General features: G+C 55.9%; 17 protein-coding genes. 11 read left to right on the top strand and 6 right to left on the bottom strand.

Features of this window, described 5'->3' with window-relative positions:
* Positions 1-46: 46 nt before the first annotated feature.
* The 4 genes from icmF to B9Z44_RS08520 all read right to left on the bottom strand — a co-directional run bounded on the left by icmF (position 47) and on the right by B9Z44_RS08520 (position 7,231).
* Positions 47-3,340, bottom strand: a complete 3,294-nt coding sequence (icmF, locus tag B9Z44_RS08505) for a fused isobutyryl-CoA mutase/GTPase IcmF (protein WP_108402169.1) — start codon at positions 3,338-3,340, stop codon at positions 47-49.
* Between the two features lie 162 nt (positions 3,341-3,502).
* Positions 3,503-5,362 carry a TRAP transporter large permease gene (locus B9Z44_RS08510; RefSeq protein WP_108402170.1) on the bottom strand — a complete coding sequence of 620 codons (1,860 nt, stop codon included), beginning with the start codon at positions 5,360-5,362 and terminating at the stop codon, positions 3,503-3,505.
* Positions 5,359-6,027, bottom strand: a complete 669-nt coding sequence (locus B9Z44_RS08515) for a TRAP transporter small permease subunit (protein WP_108402171.1) — start codon at positions 6,025-6,027, stop codon at positions 5,359-5,361. The genes B9Z44_RS08510 and B9Z44_RS08515 overlap by 4 nt, the downstream gene beginning before the upstream one ends.
* A gap of 82 nt (positions 6,028-6,109) precedes the next feature.
* Positions 6,110-7,231, bottom strand: coding sequence for a TRAP transporter substrate-binding protein (locus tag B9Z44_RS08520; RefSeq protein ID WP_108402172.1), 1,122 nt, complete (start codon positions 7,229-7,231; stop codon positions 6,110-6,112).
* A gap of 174 nt (positions 7,232-7,405) precedes the next feature.
* Here B9Z44_RS08520 and B9Z44_RS08525 point away from each other — a divergent pair, with 174 nt between their 5' ends.
* From B9Z44_RS08525 to B9Z44_RS08535, 3 genes are all read left to right on the top strand, one after another.
* The gene (locus tag B9Z44_RS08525; protein ID WP_108402173.1) at positions 7,406-7,807 is read left to right on the top strand and encodes a rhodanese-like domain-containing protein; all 402 of its coding nucleotides are present in this window, start codon (positions 7,406-7,408) and stop codon (positions 7,805-7,807) included.
* Positions 7,808-7,818: 11 nt separating this feature from the next.
* Positions 7,819-8,628 (top strand): type III pantothenate kinase, encoded by an 810-nt coding sequence (locus B9Z44_RS08530; RefSeq protein ID WP_108402174.1) that lies wholly within the window; start codon positions 7,819-7,821, stop codon positions 8,626-8,628.
* Between the two features lie 62 nt (positions 8,629-8,690).
* The gene (locus tag B9Z44_RS08535; RefSeq protein ID WP_108402175.1) at positions 8,691-9,875 is read left to right on the top strand and encodes a M20 aminoacylase family protein; all 1,185 of its coding nucleotides are present in this window, start codon (positions 8,691-8,693) and stop codon (positions 9,873-9,875) included.
* 90 nt (positions 9,876-9,965) lie between these two features.
* Here the strand turns inward: B9Z44_RS08535 and B9Z44_RS08540 are convergent, their stop codons facing one another.
* Both B9Z44_RS08540 and B9Z44_RS08545 read right to left on the bottom strand, forming a co-directional pair.
* On the bottom strand, positions 9,966-10,613 hold the full coding sequence (locus tag B9Z44_RS08540; RefSeq protein ID WP_108360205.1) for a TetR/AcrR family transcriptional regulator: 648 nt from the start codon (positions 10,611-10,613) through the stop codon (positions 9,966-9,968).
* 26 nt (positions 10,614-10,639) lie between these two features.
* Entirely contained in the window at positions 10,640-11,113 is a 474-nt protein-coding gene (locus tag B9Z44_RS08545) for a phasin family protein (protein WP_108402176.1), read from the bottom strand.
* A 90-nt stretch (positions 11,114-11,203) separates the two neighbouring features.
* Between B9Z44_RS08545 and rfaH the strand changes: the two genes are divergently transcribed.
* The 8 genes from rfaH (at position 11,204) to B9Z44_RS08585 (ending at position 17,779) form a co-directional block, all read left to right on the top strand.
* A complete protein-coding gene (gene rfaH, locus B9Z44_RS08550) occupies positions 11,204-11,716 on the top strand; it encodes a transcription/translation regulatory transformer protein RfaH (protein ID WP_108402177.1) in 513 nt (170 codons plus the stop codon).
* Positions 11,717-11,868: 152 nt separating this feature from the next.
* A complete protein-coding gene (locus B9Z44_RS08555) occupies positions 11,869-12,612 on the top strand; it encodes an undecaprenyl pyrophosphate synthase (RefSeq protein WP_211308695.1) in 744 nt (247 codons plus the stop codon).
* Positions 12,609-13,463: a Wzz/FepE/Etk N-terminal domain-containing protein gene (locus tag B9Z44_RS08560; protein ID WP_108402178.1), complete on the top strand. Its 855-nt coding sequence runs from the start codon at positions 12,609-12,611 to the stop codon at positions 13,461-13,463. Before B9Z44_RS08555 ends, B9Z44_RS08560 begins: the two co-directional genes overlap by 4 nt.
* Before the next feature lie 27 nt (positions 13,464-13,490).
* Positions 13,491-14,756 carry a Vi polysaccharide biosynthesis UDP-N-acetylglucosamine C-6 dehydrogenase TviB gene (gene tviB, locus B9Z44_RS08565; RefSeq protein WP_108402179.1) on the top strand — a complete coding sequence of 422 codons (1,266 nt, stop codon included), beginning with the start codon at positions 13,491-13,493 and terminating at the stop codon, positions 14,754-14,756.
* Between the two features lie 2 nt (positions 14,757-14,758).
* Complete coding sequence (locus B9Z44_RS08570; RefSeq protein WP_108402863.1) at positions 14,759-15,790, top strand: NAD-dependent epimerase/dehydratase family protein; 1,032 nt, start codon at positions 14,759-14,761, stop codon at positions 15,788-15,790.
* A gap of 15 nt (positions 15,791-15,805) precedes the next feature.
* Positions 15,806-16,207, top strand: coding sequence for a sugar 3,4-ketoisomerase (locus B9Z44_RS08575; protein WP_108402180.1), 402 nt, complete (start codon positions 15,806-15,808; stop codon positions 16,205-16,207).
* Positions 16,204-16,677, top strand: a complete 474-nt coding sequence (locus B9Z44_RS15410) for an acyltransferase (protein ID WP_108402181.1) — start codon at positions 16,204-16,206, stop codon at positions 16,675-16,677. The genes B9Z44_RS08575 and B9Z44_RS15410 overlap by 4 nt, the downstream gene beginning before the upstream one ends.
* Entirely contained in the window at positions 16,661-17,779 is a 1,119-nt protein-coding gene (locus B9Z44_RS08585) for a DegT/DnrJ/EryC1/StrS family aminotransferase (RefSeq protein WP_108402182.1), read from the top strand. Before B9Z44_RS15410 ends, B9Z44_RS08585 begins: the two co-directional genes overlap by 17 nt.
* The last annotated feature ends 3 nt before the right edge of the window (positions 17,780-17,782 follow it).

Below are 17,782 nucleotides of genomic sequence, written 5' to 3' on the forward strand. Positions count from 1 at the left end.
CTTGCATTTTAAACATGACATATTAAAAATACAAGGATGGTTGACCTTACATGTTGCGTCGGTATTGACCACCCACCTCAAACAAGGCGTTGGTGATCTGGCCCAGTGAACACACACGCACCGCATCCATCAACACCTCAAACACGTTGGCGTTGTCGATGACGGCTTGTTGCAGGCGTTTGAGTTGCACCGCGGCCGCATCTTTGTGGCGTGTGTGGAAGTCGTTCAAGCGGTTCAGCTGGCTTTGCTTTTCCTCTTCGGTTGAGCGAGCCAGTTCGAGTTTGTCCATCACTTGCTCGCCATGTGGGTTGCGGAAGGTGTTGACGCCGATGATGGGCAGCTCGCCGGTGTGCTTGAGCATTTCGTAGGTCATCGATTCGTCTTGAATCTTGCCGCGTTGGTAGCCGGTTTCCATCGCGCCCAACACACCGCCGCGTTCGGCAATGCGCTCGAATTCGGCCAGCACAGCTTCTTCCACCAACTCGGTGAGTTCTTCGATGATGAACGCACCTTGGTTGGGGTTTTCGTTTTTGGCCAAGCCCCACTCGCGGTTGATGATGAGCTGAATCGCCATGGCACGGCGCACCGAGTCTTCGGTGGGCGTGGTGATGGCTTCGTCAAACGCGTTGGTGTGCAAGCTGTTGCAGTTGTCGTAAATCGCAATCAGCGCTTGCAACGTGGTGCGGATGTCGTTGAACTGAATCTCTTGCGCGTGCAAGGAACGGCCAGAAGTTTGGATGTGATATTTGAGTTTCTGTGACCGCTCATTCGCACCGTATTTCTCTTTCATGGCCACGGCCCAGATGCGGCGCGCCACGCGGCCCATCACGGTGTACTCGGGGTCCATGCCGTTGCTGAAGAAGAAGCTCAGGTTGGGCGCGAAGTCGTCAATGTGCATGCCGCGCGCCAAGTAGGCTTCCACAAAGGTGAAACCGTTGGAAAGCGTGAACGCCAATTGCGAAATGGGGTTCGCACCCGCTTCAGCAATGTGATAACCGCTGATCGACACGCTGTAGAAGTTGCGCACTTGGTTGTGCACAAAGTACTGCGCGATGTCGCCCATCACCTTCAAGCTGAATTCGGTAGAGAACAGGCAAGTGTTCTGGCCTTGGTCTTCTTTCAAGATGTCGGCTTGCACCGTGCCACGCACGTTTTGCATGACCCACTCTTTGATCTTCGCGGTCTCGGTTTCTGTCGGGTCGCGGCCGTTGTCCTTTTTGAACTTCTCGATGTTTTGGTCGATGGCCGTGTTCATGAACATCGCCAAGATGGAAGGTGCGGGGCCGTTGATGGTCATCGACACGCTGGTGGTGGGGTTGCACAGGTCAAACCCGTCGTACAGCACCTTCATGTCGTCCAGCGTGGCCACGTTCACGCCCGAGTTACCCACCTTGCCGTAGATGTCCGGACGTGGGTCTGGGTCGTTGCCGTAGAGCGTGACCGAGTCAAACGCGGTGGACAAGCGCTTGGCATCCATGCCCTCGCTCACCAGCTTGAAGCGGCGGTTGGTGCGGAAGGGATCGCCTTCGCCCGCAAACATGCGCGTTGGGTCTTCGCCCTCGCGCTTGAAGGCAAAAGTGCCTGCGGTGTAGGGGTAGCTGCCGGGCACGTTGTCGAGCATGAGCCACTTCAAAATTTCGCCGTGGTCTTCGTAAGTGGGCAAGGCCACTTTGCGAATCACCGTGCCTGAGAGGCTCTTGGTGGTGAGTGCGGTGCGAATCTCTTTGTCGCGAATCTTCACCACGTACTCGTCGCCTGCGTAGGCGGCTTGCATATCTGGCCATTGGGCCAGCAGCTTGCGCTCTGCGCCGCCTAAGTTTTCTTCGCGCGCAAAGGCCAAGTCGATGGCGGCTTCAGAGGCTTTGGCACGGCCTGGTTTGTCTTCGGCCAGCATGCGTGCGGCTTCGCGCAGTTGTTGAATTTCGCGGGCCAGTTTGGCTTGTGTGCGTGCGCGCTTTTTGTAGCCGCGCACGGTGTCGGTGATTTCAGCCAAATAGCGGGTGCGTGCGGCAGGCACCACAGGCGTTTGGTTGCTGCTGTGGCGCACGTTCACGAGTGGCAGGCGGCCTTCTTTGAAGGTCAGGCCCAGTTCGGTCAAACGACCTTTGAGGGCTTGGTACAACGCGGTCACGCCGTCGTCGTTGAAGCGCGCGGCCATGGTGCCAAACACGGGCATTTCTTCGGTGGGTGTGTGCCACGCTTCTTTGTTGCGTTGCACTTGTTTGGCCACATCGCGCAGTGCGTCGCTGGCGCCTTTGCGGTCGAACTTGTTGATGGCCACGAACTCAGCAAAGTCCAGCATGTCGATTTTTTCGAGTTGGCTGGCGGCGCCAAACTCGGGCGTCATCACATACATGGGCACGTCTACGTGCGGCACGATGGCGGCATCGCCTTGGCCAATGCCTGAGGTTTCCACAATGATGAGGTCAAAGCCCGCGCACTTGGTGGCGGCCAACACGTCGGGCAAGGCTGCGCTGATTTCGCTGCCAAAGTCGCGTGTGGCCAGTGAGCGCATGAACACGCGCTGGCCGCTGCTCCAAGGCGAAATGGCATTCATGCGAATGCGGTCGCCCAGCAACGCACCACCGCTCTTGCGGCGTGAGGGGTCAATCGAAATCACGGCAATGCGCAACGCATCGCCTTGGTCCAAACGGATGCGACGCACCAGCTCGTCGGTCAGCGACGACTTGCCCGCACCGCCGGTGCCGGTGATGCCGAGCACGGGCACCTTGTGGTTCAGCGATTCTTTGCGCACGGCTTCGACCATCTTTTGATCGGCCTTCTCGTTCTCAAGTGCGGTGATGAGCTGCGCCAATTTGCGCCAAGCCATTTCGTCATGGCCTTGAATCTCTTTCACGGCTTTGGGTGCGTAGCTCGACAAGTCTTTGTCGCAGCGCATGATCATTTCGCCAATCATGCCTTGCAGGCCCATTTTTTGGCCGTCTTCTGGGCTGTAAATGCGGGTCACGCCGTAGGCTTGTAGCTCGCGAATTTCTGGTGGCACGATCACGCCGCCGCCGCCGCCAAACACTTGAATGTGTTCGCCGCCACGCTCACGCAGCAAATCGACCATGTACTTGAAGTACTCCACGTGGCCGCCTTGGTAGGAGCTGATGGCAATGCCTTGCACGTCTTCTTGCAGCGCCGCGGTCACCACTTCGTCCACCGAGCGGTTGTGGCCCAAGTGAATCACCTCGGCACCCATGCCCTGCAAGATGCGACGCATGATGTTGATGGCGGCGTCATGCCCGTCAAACAAAGACGCAGCGGTGACGAAGCGCACTTTTTGCGTGGGCTTGTAGTTGGCAAGGGCTTGGAATTCGGCGGACAAGTCAGACATGCGGTGCTCCGGAAGACGGAAGATAAAAACGAGAAGACAGAGTTTACGTTTACGTAAACGTCAATCATAGCGATTTGGCAGATTTTGTGGGGAGGATTTGCCCTAATAAAAAAGCCGCAGGGCCAAAAGGCGCTGCGGCTTTGTCTGAAACGCGTGTGCGGCTTATTTAGGACCGTACAAGTAATCAGGCAACCAGAGGGTGAGCCCCGGCCAGATGTACATCAAAACCATGCAGATGATCACGATGAACATGTAAGGCATCATGCCCGCAAAAATCTGATTGATGGTCACATGCGGCGGTGACACCCCTTTCAGATAGAAGGCCGACATCGCCACGGGGGGTGACAAGAAGGCCGCTTGCAAGTTCACAAACACCAAGACGCCCCACAAGATCGGGTCAATCTGGAAGTGGGTGAGCAGTGGCAAGAAGATGGGCACAAAAATCACAATGATCTCGGTCCACTCCAGTGGCCAGCCCAGCACAAAGATGACGGCTTGCGAGAGCAGCATGAACTGCAGCGGTGTCAAGTCCATCGCCATGACCCACTCTTCCACCAAACGTTGGCCGCCCAAGACGGCAAACACCGCAGAGAACAGCGCTGAGCCCACAAACAACCAGCACACCATGGAGGTGGTTTTGGCCGTCAAGAACACCGCTTGTTTGGTTTTGTCGAAGTTCAGCGAGCCTGACCACCAGGCCATGATGAACGCGCCTGTGGCGCCCACAGCGGCAGATTCAGTGGCCGTGGCCAGCCCTAACAAAATCACGCCCAAGACCACTGCCGTCAGGATGCCCAGCGGCATCACCGACTTGACCAACATGCTCAGGATCTCAAACTGCTCTGCATCAAAGCCCTTGTAGTACCAAGCCAGCAAGCCAAACAGCACCAGGGCCGTGCCCCAGAAACCTGTGTAAAAGCCATCAGGCACTTCGATCACCCGGTCGGCCTCAACCACCTCATCGCCCAAAGACATGGCGTCGTTATTGGCTTCGGGGGCATCTGCCACCGTGTCGCCACCCATTTCTTGCAAGCCTTCTGGCTCTGCGGTTGGTGTGGTTTTCTCGGCCACGATGTCGGTGCTCATCTGAACGATTTCAGTGCCAGCTTGCGCGTTGGCGGTGGCTTGCGAATAAATCACCACATACCACCAAGACGTTGCCAACATGGCCAAAACGATGAACACAGGAGCCAAGGCCATGCTGAAGCTGCGTGCCAACAGGCCCCACGTCACGCGCACGTCTGACGTGGTGATTTGTAGCGCACGGCTAGGCATGACGACTGCCTTTGCCAAGGCGGGCAGCATGCGTTTGGAGTATTGCTCGCCGAGTTTTTCTAGCCAAGGCGATACCGGCGCTTTGGTTTGGTCTTCAGGCAGCTTAGGTGCAATCGATGGGTCAATCAACACCCAGCCGATGACGTAAATCAAATACAAGAAGGCCAAGAAGAATCCGGGGAACATGGCGGCCGCATAAAGCTTCACCACAGACTGGCCAGCAACAGCGGCGTACACAATGATCATCACCGAGGGTGGAATCAAAATACCCAAGGTGCCGCCAGCCGTGATCACGCCTGCTGCCAAGCGTGTGTCATAGCCTGCGTTCAACATGGGGCGCATGGCAATCACGCCCATCAGCACCACCACGGCACCCACCAAGCCGCTGGCAATGCCCCAGAAGGTGCAAATCACCAAGGTGGCCACAGCCAAAGAGCCGGGTAAGCGACGGAAGGCTAACTGAACGCTGTGGAACATTTTGTCCACCAACGCTCCCCGTTCCATCACATAGCCCATCAGCACAAACAGCGGAATGGACAGCAGGGTGTCGTTGGTCATCGCGCCATAGGTGCGTTGCACCATCAGGTTAAAAACGCGGTTGTCTAGCCAAGGTTGGCTGGGGTCGTAAAAGGCCGTGAAGCCAAAGGCCATGCCCAAGCCCATCAGCGTGAACGCTGTGGGAAAGCCCATCATGATCACCACGATGATCAGGCAGAGCATGGTCAGTCCGAGTGCTGGATCGCTCATTTGTGTTCTCCCATCGCGTGGCCACCGCGCTGATGGGCCTCTTCGTCAATATGGTGTGCGCGTTCAATCGCGTCACGTTTATCTTCTTCGCTGACATAAATACTGGCAGACAACTGCTGCTCGACCACGTCAATTTCGTTGGCGTCTTTCAAGCGTGCGGGCCATTCACCTGTCTTCAGGCACACCACGCAACGGATGATTTCAGCCAAACCTTGCATCAAGACAATGAAGCCTGTGAGTGGAATGACAGCCTTGAAGGGGTACAAAGGAATCGCGTCAGCGCTGTTCGTCATTTCGCGAATGGTGATGGCATCGCCGGCATACGTCCAACCCGCCCATGTCAAGGCAATCACGCCAGGAATGAAGAACAAGATGTACAGCACAAAGTCAAGCGATGCTTGTGTGCGAGGCTTGGCGCTGCCATAAAAAAAGTCGCCACGCACATGGCCGTCTTGGCTCAGTGTGTAAGCACCGCACATCATGAAGGCAGTGCCATACAGCATGTTGCTGGCTTCAAAAATCCAAGCTGTGGGGGCGTTCAAGGCGTAACGCTTGAAAACCTCGCCCATCACCATCACCATCAACACAACGATCAGCCATGCGAAGGCTTTGCCCACCCATGTGCTGATGTTGTCTGCGGTGTGTAGCAGTTTCAGTGTGTTCATATCGTTCTTAAAAGTAAAGGGACTGAAGTTCTGTGACGCACAGAATTCAGTCCCATAAGTCAACCTATCTCAGTCGCTTGGCTTACGCCTTCTTGGCACCGAAGAAGTGGTTCACCGCCATGCGACGGTTGATCACGGTGTCTTGCTCCCACTTCACAGCGCGCTGTGCGAAAGCTTTTTGTGATGCCACGATCTCTTTGAACATGGGGTTCTCGGCAGACTTTTTCTCCAAGATTTCAGACCAAATTTTCAATTGGTCTTGCAGCACAGAGTCAGGCGTTTTGTAGAACTTGACCTTGTCTTTGGTTTGCAACTCAACGTAGTCTTTAGAGTAACGGTCCACGGCCTTCCAAGACATGTCAGCAGACGCCGCTTCGGTTGCACCGGCAATCACCGCCTTCATCTTGGCCGGCAACGAGTCGTACTTGGTCTTGTTGAACATGATCTCGAAGGTCTCAGCGCTTTGGTGGAAGCTTTGCAACATGCACACCTTAGACACATCGGGGAAACCCAAGATGCGGTCAGAAGTGGCGTTGTTGAACTCGGCACCGTCCAGCAAACCGCGGTCCATCGCGGGCACGATCTCGCCGCCTGGCAAGGCGTTCACAGCAGCGCCCATGGTGGTAAACAAGTCAATGGCCAAACCGTTGGTGCGGAACTTCAAGCCCTTGAAGTCAGACGTCTTGGTGATTGGCTTTTTGAACCAACCCAGAGGTTGTGTGGCCATCGGGCCATACAAGAACGATTGCACGTTGCCGCCGATAGAGGCATACAACTTGGCCAACAGCTCAGCGCCGCCGCCGTATTTGTGCCAGGCCAAAACCATGTTGGCATCCATGCCGAAGGCGGGGCCAGAGTTCCACAAGGCCAATGCGTTTTGCTTGCCGTAGTGGTAGCCCAACACGCCGTGACCGCCATCCAAGGTGCCTTTAGACACAGCTTCGAGCAAACCAAACGCTGGCACCACAGAACCTGCGGGCAGCACTTCGATCTTCAAATCGCCACCCGTCATGTCGTTGACCTTCTTCGCGTAGTCGAGGGCGTACTCGTGGAAGATGTCCTTGGCGGGCCAAGTGCTTTGCCAACGCATGCTGATCGGGCCAGATTGGGCCTTGGCGATCATCGGTGCTGAAACGGCACCTGCGGCAACAGCGGCGCCTTTCAGTACGTTACGGCGCGCAGTTGTCTTTTTGGTATCGGTCATGGGGAAGTCTCCTAGTTTTTTGTCAAAGACATGAAAGGGAATGGCGATTCTTATCCGCACTTCACTTTTATTGACAAGGGTTTTCCCCGGAGCCATGCATGAAAAGCCCCCAATTTGTCTCCTTGGGGACGAGGCGCTTCTATACTGAGAACCAACTTCTTTCGCTTTATAAATATGAGCAACAACCAGCTGGGCTACGCAGGCGACATCACCCCTGAAACTGCCAACGAATGGATGCAGTCTGGCGCAGCCGTGATGATTGATGTGCGCACCGAGGCCGAGCTCGCATGGGTCGGCTTTGTACCGGGCGCTGTGTCTGTGCCTTGGAAAAAATGGCCGGGCATGGCCATGAACCCCGCGTTTGACGACGCCGTGCGCGCTGCCGCCAACGGCAAAAAAATTGCACTCCTGTGTCGCAGCGGTGTGCGTTCCATCGCTGCCGCCCAACGTGCGACCGAGCTGGGCCTGGAGGCCTACAACATCCTCGAAGGTTTCGAGGGCGATGCCAACGCAGACGGCCACCGTGGCACCCAAGGCGGCTGGCGCATGCGCGGCTTGCCATGGCGCCAAAACTAATTCAAACACCTATGACATTCCTTGCACTCGATGTGGGCAACACACGCCTCAAGTGGGGCCTGTACGACAGCCCCGCACCCGGCGCCACGCTGCTGGGCCACGGCGCAGTGTTTTTAGAAAACATCGACCGCTTGGCCGACGAAGACTGGCGCGCGTTGCCCGAACCCACGCACATGCTGGGCTGCATCGTGGCGGGCGAAGCCATTCGCCGCCGCGTCGAAGAACAAATGGAGCTGTGGGACATCACCCCCCACTGGGCCGTGTCGTCTGCTGCTGAAGCGGGCATGACCAACGGCTACGACCACCCCACACGCCTGGGCGCAGACCGTTGGGTTGCCATGATTGGTGCGCATGCGCGCATGCTGCAGCAAGTCAACGGCGGTGCGCCCAAACCGATGGTGGTGGTCATGGTGGGCACAGCCGTCACGGTAGAAGCCATCGATGCAACAGGCAAGTTTTTGGGTGGCCTCATCCTGCCCGGCCACGGCATCATGCTGCGCGCGCTCGAGTCGGGCACCGCAGGACTGCGCGTGCCCACAGGCGAGGTGTGCGAGTTCCCCACCAACACCAGTGATGCGCTTACCAGCGGCGGCACCTACGCCATTGCCGGCGCTGTCGAGCGCATGGTGCAACACGTGCGCCAACACTGCGGCGCTGACCCCGCGTGCTACATGACCGGTGGCGCAGGCTGGAAGATGGCCCCCAGCATGTCGGTGCAGTTTGAGTTGGTCGACTCGCTCATCTTTGACGGCTTGTTAGAAATTGCCAAACACCGCTTGGACCACCCCACACCTGTGTGGCCGTCGCGTGGTTTGTACTAAGCCGCACTTTGCGGGATAGCCCTTCATGACAGAGGACTGGGGCAGCGGCTAGACTCAAGGCCATGAAAGTCCTTGATTCACTCACCAAGCAAGCTTCCTCCATCGCGGCCATTCGCCGCGACATTCACGCCCACCCCGAGCTGTGTTTTGAAGAAATTCGCACCGCCGATTTGGTGGCGCAAAAGCTGACCGAGTGGGGCATCCCCATCCACCGCGGCATGGGCAAAACCGGCGTGGTGGGCATCTTGAAATGCGGCACGAGTGATCGAGCCATTGGCCTGCGCGCCGACATGGACGCCTTGCCCATGCAAGAGTTCAACCAATTCGCCCACGCCAGCCAACACGCTGGCAAGATGCACGCCTGCGGCCACGACGGCCACGTGGCCATGCTCTTGGCGGCTGCGCAATACCTGTCCAAGCACCGAGACTTTGATGGCACCGTGTACTTCATCTTCCAACCCGCCGAAGAAGGCGGCGGCGGTGCCCGCGAAATGATGCGCGACGGCTTGTTTGACAAATTTCCCATGCAAGCCGTCTACGGCATGCACAACTGGCCCGGCCTTAAAGAAGGTCAGTTTGCACTTAGCGCTGGCCCTGTGATGGCATCGAGCAACGAATTCAAAATCACCATCCACGGCAAAGGCTGCCATGCGGCGCTGCCCCACAACGGCATTGACCCCGTGGTGGTCGCCTGCCAAATGGTGCAAGCGTTTCAAACCATCATCAGCCGCAACAAAAAACCAGTGGATGCAGGCGTGATCTCAGTCACCATGATCAACGCAGGAGAAGCCACCAACGTCGTGCCCGACCACTGTGAGCTGCAAGGCACGGTGCGCACCTTCAGCATCGACGTGCTGGACATGATTGAACAACGCATGCGCGACATCGCCACCCACACCTGCGCCGCCTTTGGTGCCACCTGCACCTTTGAGTTTGAGCGCAACTACCCGCCCACCATTAACCATCCGGCCGAAGCTAACTTTGCACGCGAGGTGATGGCTGACATCGTGGGCGCAGACAACGTGATGGCCCAAGAGCCCACCATGGGCGCAGAAGACTTCTCGTACATGCTGCAAGCCAAACCTGGCGCGTATTGCTTCATTGGCAATGGCGACGGCGTGCACCGCGAGATGGGGCATGGCGAAGGGCCATGCACCCTGCACAACCCCAACTACGACTTCAACGATGCATTGATTCCTTTGGGTGCCACCTATTGGGTCAAGTTGGTCGAAGCCTCGTTGCGATAAAAAAAGCCCGCATCAAGCGGGCTTTTTTCTGGCACCAATTGGGGTCAGAACCCAATTATTTAACTCACACTCGGTGTGAGTTGCATTGACTCAGTAAGCCGACAGCAGCGCACCCAAATGCTCTTTATGCTCTACCGTCGCATAAGGCAGCAGCAAACTCAACACACTCTTCGCCCCGCGCAGCAACGACGCCTGTGCGCTTTCGGGCTCTAGCGCATGACGCGGATCGCGCACATATTCGTAGCTCAGCCACCAGGTCAGCATCACCACCATGTGCGTGGCGGTGGCTTCGCGCTCAGACACAGTAATGGCCAGCGCACCATCGTGCTCTAGGCTATCTAGCAGGGTGCGAAACGCCGTGGTTTTGTGTAGCAGCGCATCTTTGATGTGCGTTTCAAGCTTGCGGTTTTTGCTGAGCAAGTCGTTCAAATCGCGGTACAAAAAGCGGTATTGCCACACCAGCTCAAACAGCGTGTGCATGAAAAACCAAGCGTCTTCCACGTCATGCACGCCGGGTGCCGCCTCTAGCAAATCATCCAGCGCCGCCTCGTATCGGTTGTACAGCGCCGTGACCAGCTCTTCTTTGGCTGGGTAGTGGTAGTACAGGTTGCCTGGGCTGATGTTGAGCTCTGACGAAATCAATGTGGTCGACACATTGGGCTCGCCAAAGCGGTTAAACAGCTCGAGCGTGACCTCCAAAATCCGCTCGGCGGTACGGCGTGGCGCTTTCTTTGCCATGGTGCTTAATTGGGGTCAGAACCCAATTATTTCTTGACGGTTTTCTTAGCTGGCGCCTTCTTTGCGGCCGTTTTTACAGCAGGCTTTGCTGCGGTTTTAGCTGTTGCCTTAGGTTTGCCAACCAGCTGCGCCTCAAGCGCCGCCACACGTGCGTGCAGCGCCTCCATCTCGGCGGCAGTTGGCAGCCCCAAGCTGTGCAGCGCCTTGGCCACACGTTCCTCAAAAATACCTTCCAGCTTTCCCCATTGCCCTGTCGCACGTTCGCTCAAAGTGTGCGCTGCCTGCGTTGCTTTTTGTGTGGCCTCAGCCAGTTTTTCTTCGGCCGTGCTGTGCACCTTGCGCTGCATAGTGATGCCGTCGCTCACCAGTTTTTCAAAGGCTTTGGTGCCGTCCTCTTGCGCTTTGGCAAACGCGCCCAAACCAGCCAGCCAAATTTGCTGCGCTTGCTCTTTCACGTTGTCAGACATAGCTGCGGGATCAAAAGGGTTTTTGGTAGACATCTTTGCAAGCTTTCAAACAAAACATAAAACTGCACTTTAACGCTGTGCGCGGCCAAACACCATAGGAAGTTTAGTTAGACTTATTAAACAATGAACAGCGAAACGCTAGACACAACCCACACCGCTTGGTACGTCGTCCACACCAAGCCTCGCCAAGAAACGCGCGCCCTAGAAAATTTACAAAACCAAGGCTTCGATTGTTTCTTGCCCATGATGCAGGTGCAAAAGCTGCGCAACCAGCGCGTGCAAACCGTGGCCGAGCCCATGTTCAGCCGCTACCTGTTTATCCAGCTCGACGACACCACCCAAAACTGGGGCCCCATTCGCTCCACGCTGGGCGTGAGCAAGCTGGTCAGCTTTGGCCCACAGCCCGCCAAAGTGCCGCCAGAGTTCATCAACTTTTTAAAAGATGCCCCGCCCGAAGCGCTAGAGCACATGTTTGCCCCTGGCGACAGCGTGCAAATTGCCAATGGCCCGTTGCAAGGCTTAGAGGGTAAATACATGGCGCACGATGGCGAAACCCGAGCCTTTGTGTTGGTCGACTTGTTGGGCCAGCCTCAAAAATTGCGCATGGCCGTCGAAAGCTTACGTGTGAATATATAAATATACATATGGAAATATATTTCATCGCAACGAAGCAAAAAGGGCTCATATCCAGCGGATTGCATGCCATCTTGATGAGTATTTGACAGATAATCTAATTTTGCTCTTGAGCGAAAGGGCGGTAGCGTGCCCAGCCCTGTATTTATCTAGCTTTGCCAGTGTCAGCTAATTCTTTTTTAACCATCCCTCAACACATTGCCATCATCATGGACGGCAATGGTCGCTGGGCCCAAAAACGCCACATGCCCCGCACCGTAGGTCATGCCAAAGGCGCAGCGGGCGTCAAGGCGTTGGTTGAGTCTTGCGCTGAAAAGGGCATCAAATACCTCACGCTTTTCGCCTTCAGCACCGAAAACTGGAAACGCCCTGCTGACGAGGTGTCTACCCTCATGGGGCTGTTTGTGCAGTACCTTGAAAAAGAAATGGGCGCCTTGGCGGCCGCCGGTGTGCGCCTGAAGGTCATTGGCGATGTGGCGGGCTTTCCGGCTGAGCTGCAAACCCGCATCCATGCCGCAGAAGCCAGCACACAAAACAACCAAGCCATCACACTCACTGTGGCTGCCAACTATGGCGGCCAGTGGGACGTGGTGCAAGCCGTTAAAAACTGGCAAGCAGCCAACCCCGGCGCAGACGTGGCAGACCTCACACAAGAGCGGTTGGCTCAGCACCTCAGCACCGCAGGCATGCCCGACCCAGACTTGCTCATCCGCACGGGCGGCGAGCAACGCATCAGCAACTTTTTGCTATGGCAATCTGCCTATGCCGAGCTGTACTTCACCGATGCCCTGTGGCCCGAATTTAACGAAGCCGAGCTAAGCAAAGCCCTGCACTGGTTCGCCACCCGCGAGCGCCGTTTTGGCAAAGTAGCAAACACCCAAGTAAAAGAAACCGCATGACAGAACAAGCCTTTGAACACGACGACGAAATAAGCCTTCTAGACATCTTGGTCACCTTGGCCGAGTCGTGGAAGCTGTTGGTATTTGGCCCCTTAATCGCTGGCGTGCTGGCTGGCGCCTTGAGCTTTTTGTGGCCCAAAACCTTTGAGTCTGTGGCCATTGTTCGGTTGACCGAGCAAGAGCTGGCCTTGATCAACTCTGCCCCCGTGCTTGACCCGCTGATTGAAAAATTTGGCTTGTTGCCGGAGTTTGATGGCATTCAAGACGATGCCCGCCAATACCTAGCCAAAAAGCTGGTGGGCAAGTCGGATAAAAAAACGGGCCTAGCCACCATTACGGCTGCAGCCAACACGCCAGAGCGCGCGCAAGAGCTAGGCAGGGCGGCTATGGATGCTTTGCTAAAAGAACTCTTACCCAAGGGTAAAAACAAAGACCAAGTTGAGCAGCAAATTCTGTCAAACGAACGCATCATTGCCAGCTCGGCAGACGCCATTGATCAGCTGCAAAAGCAAATTGGCAAAGCAGGCCAAAACGATGCTGGGCTAGAAGTGGTAATGAAGTATTACGCTTCGTTAACTGCCGAAGTGGCCAAGAAAGAGCTTGAAAACGTTGAGCTGAAAAAGAGCTTGGCTGTGCGAGGTGATGAGGTTTATGTGCAGCAGGCTAGTTTGCCGCAGCGTAAGGTTTCGTCAAAGCCTAACTTGGTTGTTTTGTCGGCTGTGCTTACCTCGTGCTTTGCATTGCTTATGTTTGTGTTTGTTCGTAAGGCATGGGCCTCAGCTGTGCAAGATGCAGAGTCGGCTAGCAAGCTGGCTTTAATAAAGCAGGCTTTGGGCATGCGTGCAAATTAATCTAAAGCTAACTTAAAAATTACTGCGATGAAAAAAATAGCAATTGTTGGTCTGGGGTATGTTGGCTTGCCGCTTGCCGTTGAGTTTGGTAAACGGCGCGCCACCATTGGTTTTGATATCAACCAAACTCGTGTTAACGAGTTGCAATTGGGTAAAGACCATACCCTCGAATGCACTCCTGAAGAGTTAAAAAGTGCCGTTCACTTAAGCTATAGCGCCGATCTACAAGAGTTGCAGCAGGCCCAAATTTTCATTCTTACCGTGCCCACACCGGTGGATCAAGCCAATCGTCCGGACCTTACGCCGCTGGTCAAAGCTAGCGAAGCCGTGGGCAAGGCGCTCAAGGTGGGCGATATTGTCGTTTACGAATCTACCGTCTACCCTGGTGCTACAGAAGAAGTGTGCGTGCCCGTACTCGAAAAGTTCAGCGGACTGAAATTCAATGCGGACTTTTTCTGCGGCTATAGCCCAGAACGCATCAACCCCGGCGACAAAGAGCACCGATTGCCCACTATTAAAAAAGTCACCAGCGGCAGCACGCTCGCAGTTGCCGAAGAGGTTGATCAGCTCTACAAACAGATCATTACCGCAGGCACGCACAAAGCTAGCTGCATTAAGGTGGCCGAAGCCGCCAAAGTGATTGAAAACACCCAGCGCGACGTGAACATTGCGCTCATGAACGAACTCAGCCTGATTTTCAACAAGCTGGGCATCGACACTCTGGAAGTGCTTCAAGCTGCAGGCACCAAGTGGAACTTTTTGCCCTTCAGGCCCGGCTTGGTGGGGGGGCACTGCATCGGCGTGGACCCTTATTACCTGACCCACAAGGCACAAGAAGTGGGCTACCACCCGGAAGTGATTTTGGCGGGCCGTCGCATCAACGACAGCATGGCCAGCCATGTGGCCGACGAGACCATCAAACTCATGTTGCGCAAAGGCCAGCCCGTGCTGGGTAGCAAGGTGTTGGTGTTGGGCCTGACCTTCAAAGAAAACTGTCCAGATGTGCGCAACACCAAGGTAGTGGACATCGTCAAAGCCCTGCGCGGCTACAACACCCAAGTGGACGTGTACGACCCTTGGATTGACGTGGCGGAGGCTCAGCACGAATACGGCCTGGCCTGCCTGAGCGAGGCCCCATCCCAAGGGCAATACGCCGCCATCGTCTTGGCTGTGGGCCACCGCCAATTCTTGGCCATGGGTGAGCTGGGCATAAAAGCCTTTGGCCAACCCGGCGCTGTGCTGTACGACGTCAAAAGCATCTTACCCATGGGCGCAGCTGACGGAAGACTATGAACATGACCCCTTACGAACAAGTCTTAAAAGCACTCCCAGCATCGCCTAAGACCTGGTTGGTCACGGGCGTGGCCGGTTTCATTGGCAGCAACCTGCTGGAAGCCCTGCTCAAGCTGGACCAGCGCGTTGTGGGCTTGGACAATTTCGCCACCGGCTACCAACATAACCTGGACGAAGTGCAAAGCCTGGTCACACCCGCGCAATGGGATAACTTCCAGTTCATTCAAGGCGACATCCGCCAACTGGAAGACTGCCAACTGGCTTGCGCAGGGGTGGACTTTGTGTTGCATCAAGCAGCCTTGGGCAGCGTGCCCCGAAGCTTGGCTGACCCCATCACCACCAACAGTGCCAACATAACCGGCTTCTTGAACATGCTGGTGGCCGCCCGCGACGCGCAGGTAAAAAGTTTCACCTACGCCGCTAGCAGTAGCACCTACGGTGATCACCCCGCTTTGCCCAAGGTCGAAGACAACATCGGCAAACCGCTGAGCCCCTATGCCGTGACCAAATACGTCAACGAGCTCTACGCCGACGTGTTTTCAAAGTGCTACGGATTTCACACCATCGGCCTGCGCTACTTCAATGTGTTTGGCCCTCGTCAAAACCCCAATGGGGCCTATGCCGCCGTCATCCCCAAATGGGTGTCCTCGCTGCTTAAAGGCGAGACGGTCTTTATTAACGGCGATGGCGAAACCAGCCGTGACTTCTCGTTCATTCAAAACGCCATCCAAGCCAACCTGCTTGCCGCGACTTCCCGCGACGAAGCCAGAAACCAGGTTTACAACATGGCCGTGGGCGACCGTACCACCCTTAAACAGCTGTTTGCCTTGGTGCGTGACAACCTGGGGCCTTTTGGCGTGTCGGCTAGCACCGAGCCTGAATACCGCGACTTCCGCGCGGGCGATGTGCGCCACAGTCTGGCTGACACCAGCAAAGCTCAGCGCTTGTTAGGTTATGAACCTACTCACCGCATTGCCGAAGGCATTCAATCGGCGACGCGTTGGTATGTGGATCACCAGAACCTGTTGCAATGAGCACCCGATCAAAGCATGAGCCTGATCAAAACTGTTTCGTTCCCCCCCCTCGGCGATGACCGAGGCTCGCTCGTGGCACTGGAAGCACACAAAACCGTGCCCTTTGATGTCAAGCGGGTGTATTACATCTTTGGCACGCAATCTGGCGTTTCGCGGGGTTTTCATGCGCACCGGGCCCTGGAGCAAGTGGCTGTCTGCGTGACGGGCAAGTGCCGCATGGTGCTCGACGATGGGCGGCAACGCGAGGAGGTTTGGCTGGACTCACCCACCAAGGGTTTGTTGATCGGAGACCTTGTTTGGCGAGAGATGCACGACTTCAGTCCCGACTGTGTGTTGCTGGTGCTGGCTAGTGAGCACTACAACGAAGCGGACTACATCCGCAGTTACGACGACTTCAAACAGGCCTTGAAATCATGAGCTTTATTCACCCCTTGGCCGATGTGGCTGAAAGTCAAATCGGAGAAGGTACCCGGGTCTGGCAATTTGTGGTCGTGCTTAAAGGTGCCAAGATTGGGGCGGATTGCAACATATGCGCTCAAACTTTGATTGAAGGTAATGTGGTGATTGGTGACCGGGTTACGGTCAAGTCTGGCGTTCAAATTTGGGACGAATCGGTCATTAGCGACGATGTTTTTATCGGTCCCAACGTCACTTTTTCCAACGACCTCTACCCTAGATCAAAACAATATCCGACGCAATTCAACGGCATCACCATTCACAACGGTGCCAGCATCGGCGCCAATGCCACTTTGTTGCCGGGCATTACGATTGGCGAAAAGGCCATGGTAGGTGCTGGTTCAGTGGTTACCAAAGACGTGCCAGCCCGAGCTGTGGTGGTTGGCAATCCAGCGAAAATCGTGAGGTATCTTGATGATTCCGTTTCTTGATTTAAAAGTCATCAACCAACAACATCGCCAAGCTCTGATCGACGCGGCCACCCGCGTCATCGACTCGGGTTGGTATGTGTTGGGCCAAGAGGTCAAAGCCTTTGAGCAAGAATTTGCCAGCTACTGCAGCACCCAGCATTGCGTGGGCATGGCCAACGGCTTGGACGCGCTAGTGTTAACCCTGCGCGCTTGGAAAGAGCTGGGTAAGCTCAAAGAGGGTGACGAGGTCATTGTTCCGGCCAACACCTACATTGCCAGCGTTTTGGCGATCACTGAAAACCGGCTCAAGCCCGTTTTGGTGGAGCCCGACGAGCACAGCTACAACCTTTGCCCCCAGAAGGTGCGCCAAGCCATCACGCCCAAAACCAAGGCCATCGTTGCGGTGCACTTGTATGGGCAATTGGCTCCCATGAAGGCGATCATGGATTTGGCAGATGAGCACGACCTCTTGGTGCTAGAGGACTCGGCCCAAGCGCACGGCGCCATGGTGGACGGCCAGCGTGCGGGCAGCTGGGGCCATGCTTCTGGTTTCAGCTTTTACCCTGGTAAAAATATGGGCGCCTTGGGTGATGCTGGCGCCATGACTACCAATGACGCCGAATTGGCCCTAACCGTGCGTGCTCTGGGCAACTACGGCAGCCACAAAAAATACGAAAACCTCTACCAAGGCCTCAACAGCCGTTTGGACGAAATGCAAGCCGCGCTTCTGCGAGTGAAGTTGCAATACTTAGACGCCGACACCTTGGTACGCCAGAAAATTGCCGTGGCGTACGCCCAAGGCATCACCAACCCGCTGGTGACTTTGCCCATCGCCCCCAGCTCAACGGTGACCAGCTTGCAAAACCACGTGTTCCATTTGTTTGTGGTGCGCGTCAAAGCACGCGCCGCGTTCCAAGCCCGCCTCAAGGCGTCGGGCATTGACACGCTGATCCATTACCCCATTCCACCGCACCAGCAACAGGCTTACCGCGATTATCAGAACTTGTCATTGCCATTGACCGAAATAATTCACCAAGAAGTGGTGAGTTTGCCCATCGGGCCCACCATGGGTATGGGCGAAGTGGCCGAAGTGATTGCTGCATGTAACCGTTTCTCCGCCTGACAT

The organism is Limnohabitans curvus (genome assembly GCF_003063475.1).
Taxonomy (GTDB): domain Bacteria; phylum Pseudomonadota; class Gammaproteobacteria; order Burkholderiales; family Burkholderiaceae_C; genus Limnohabitans; species Limnohabitans curvus.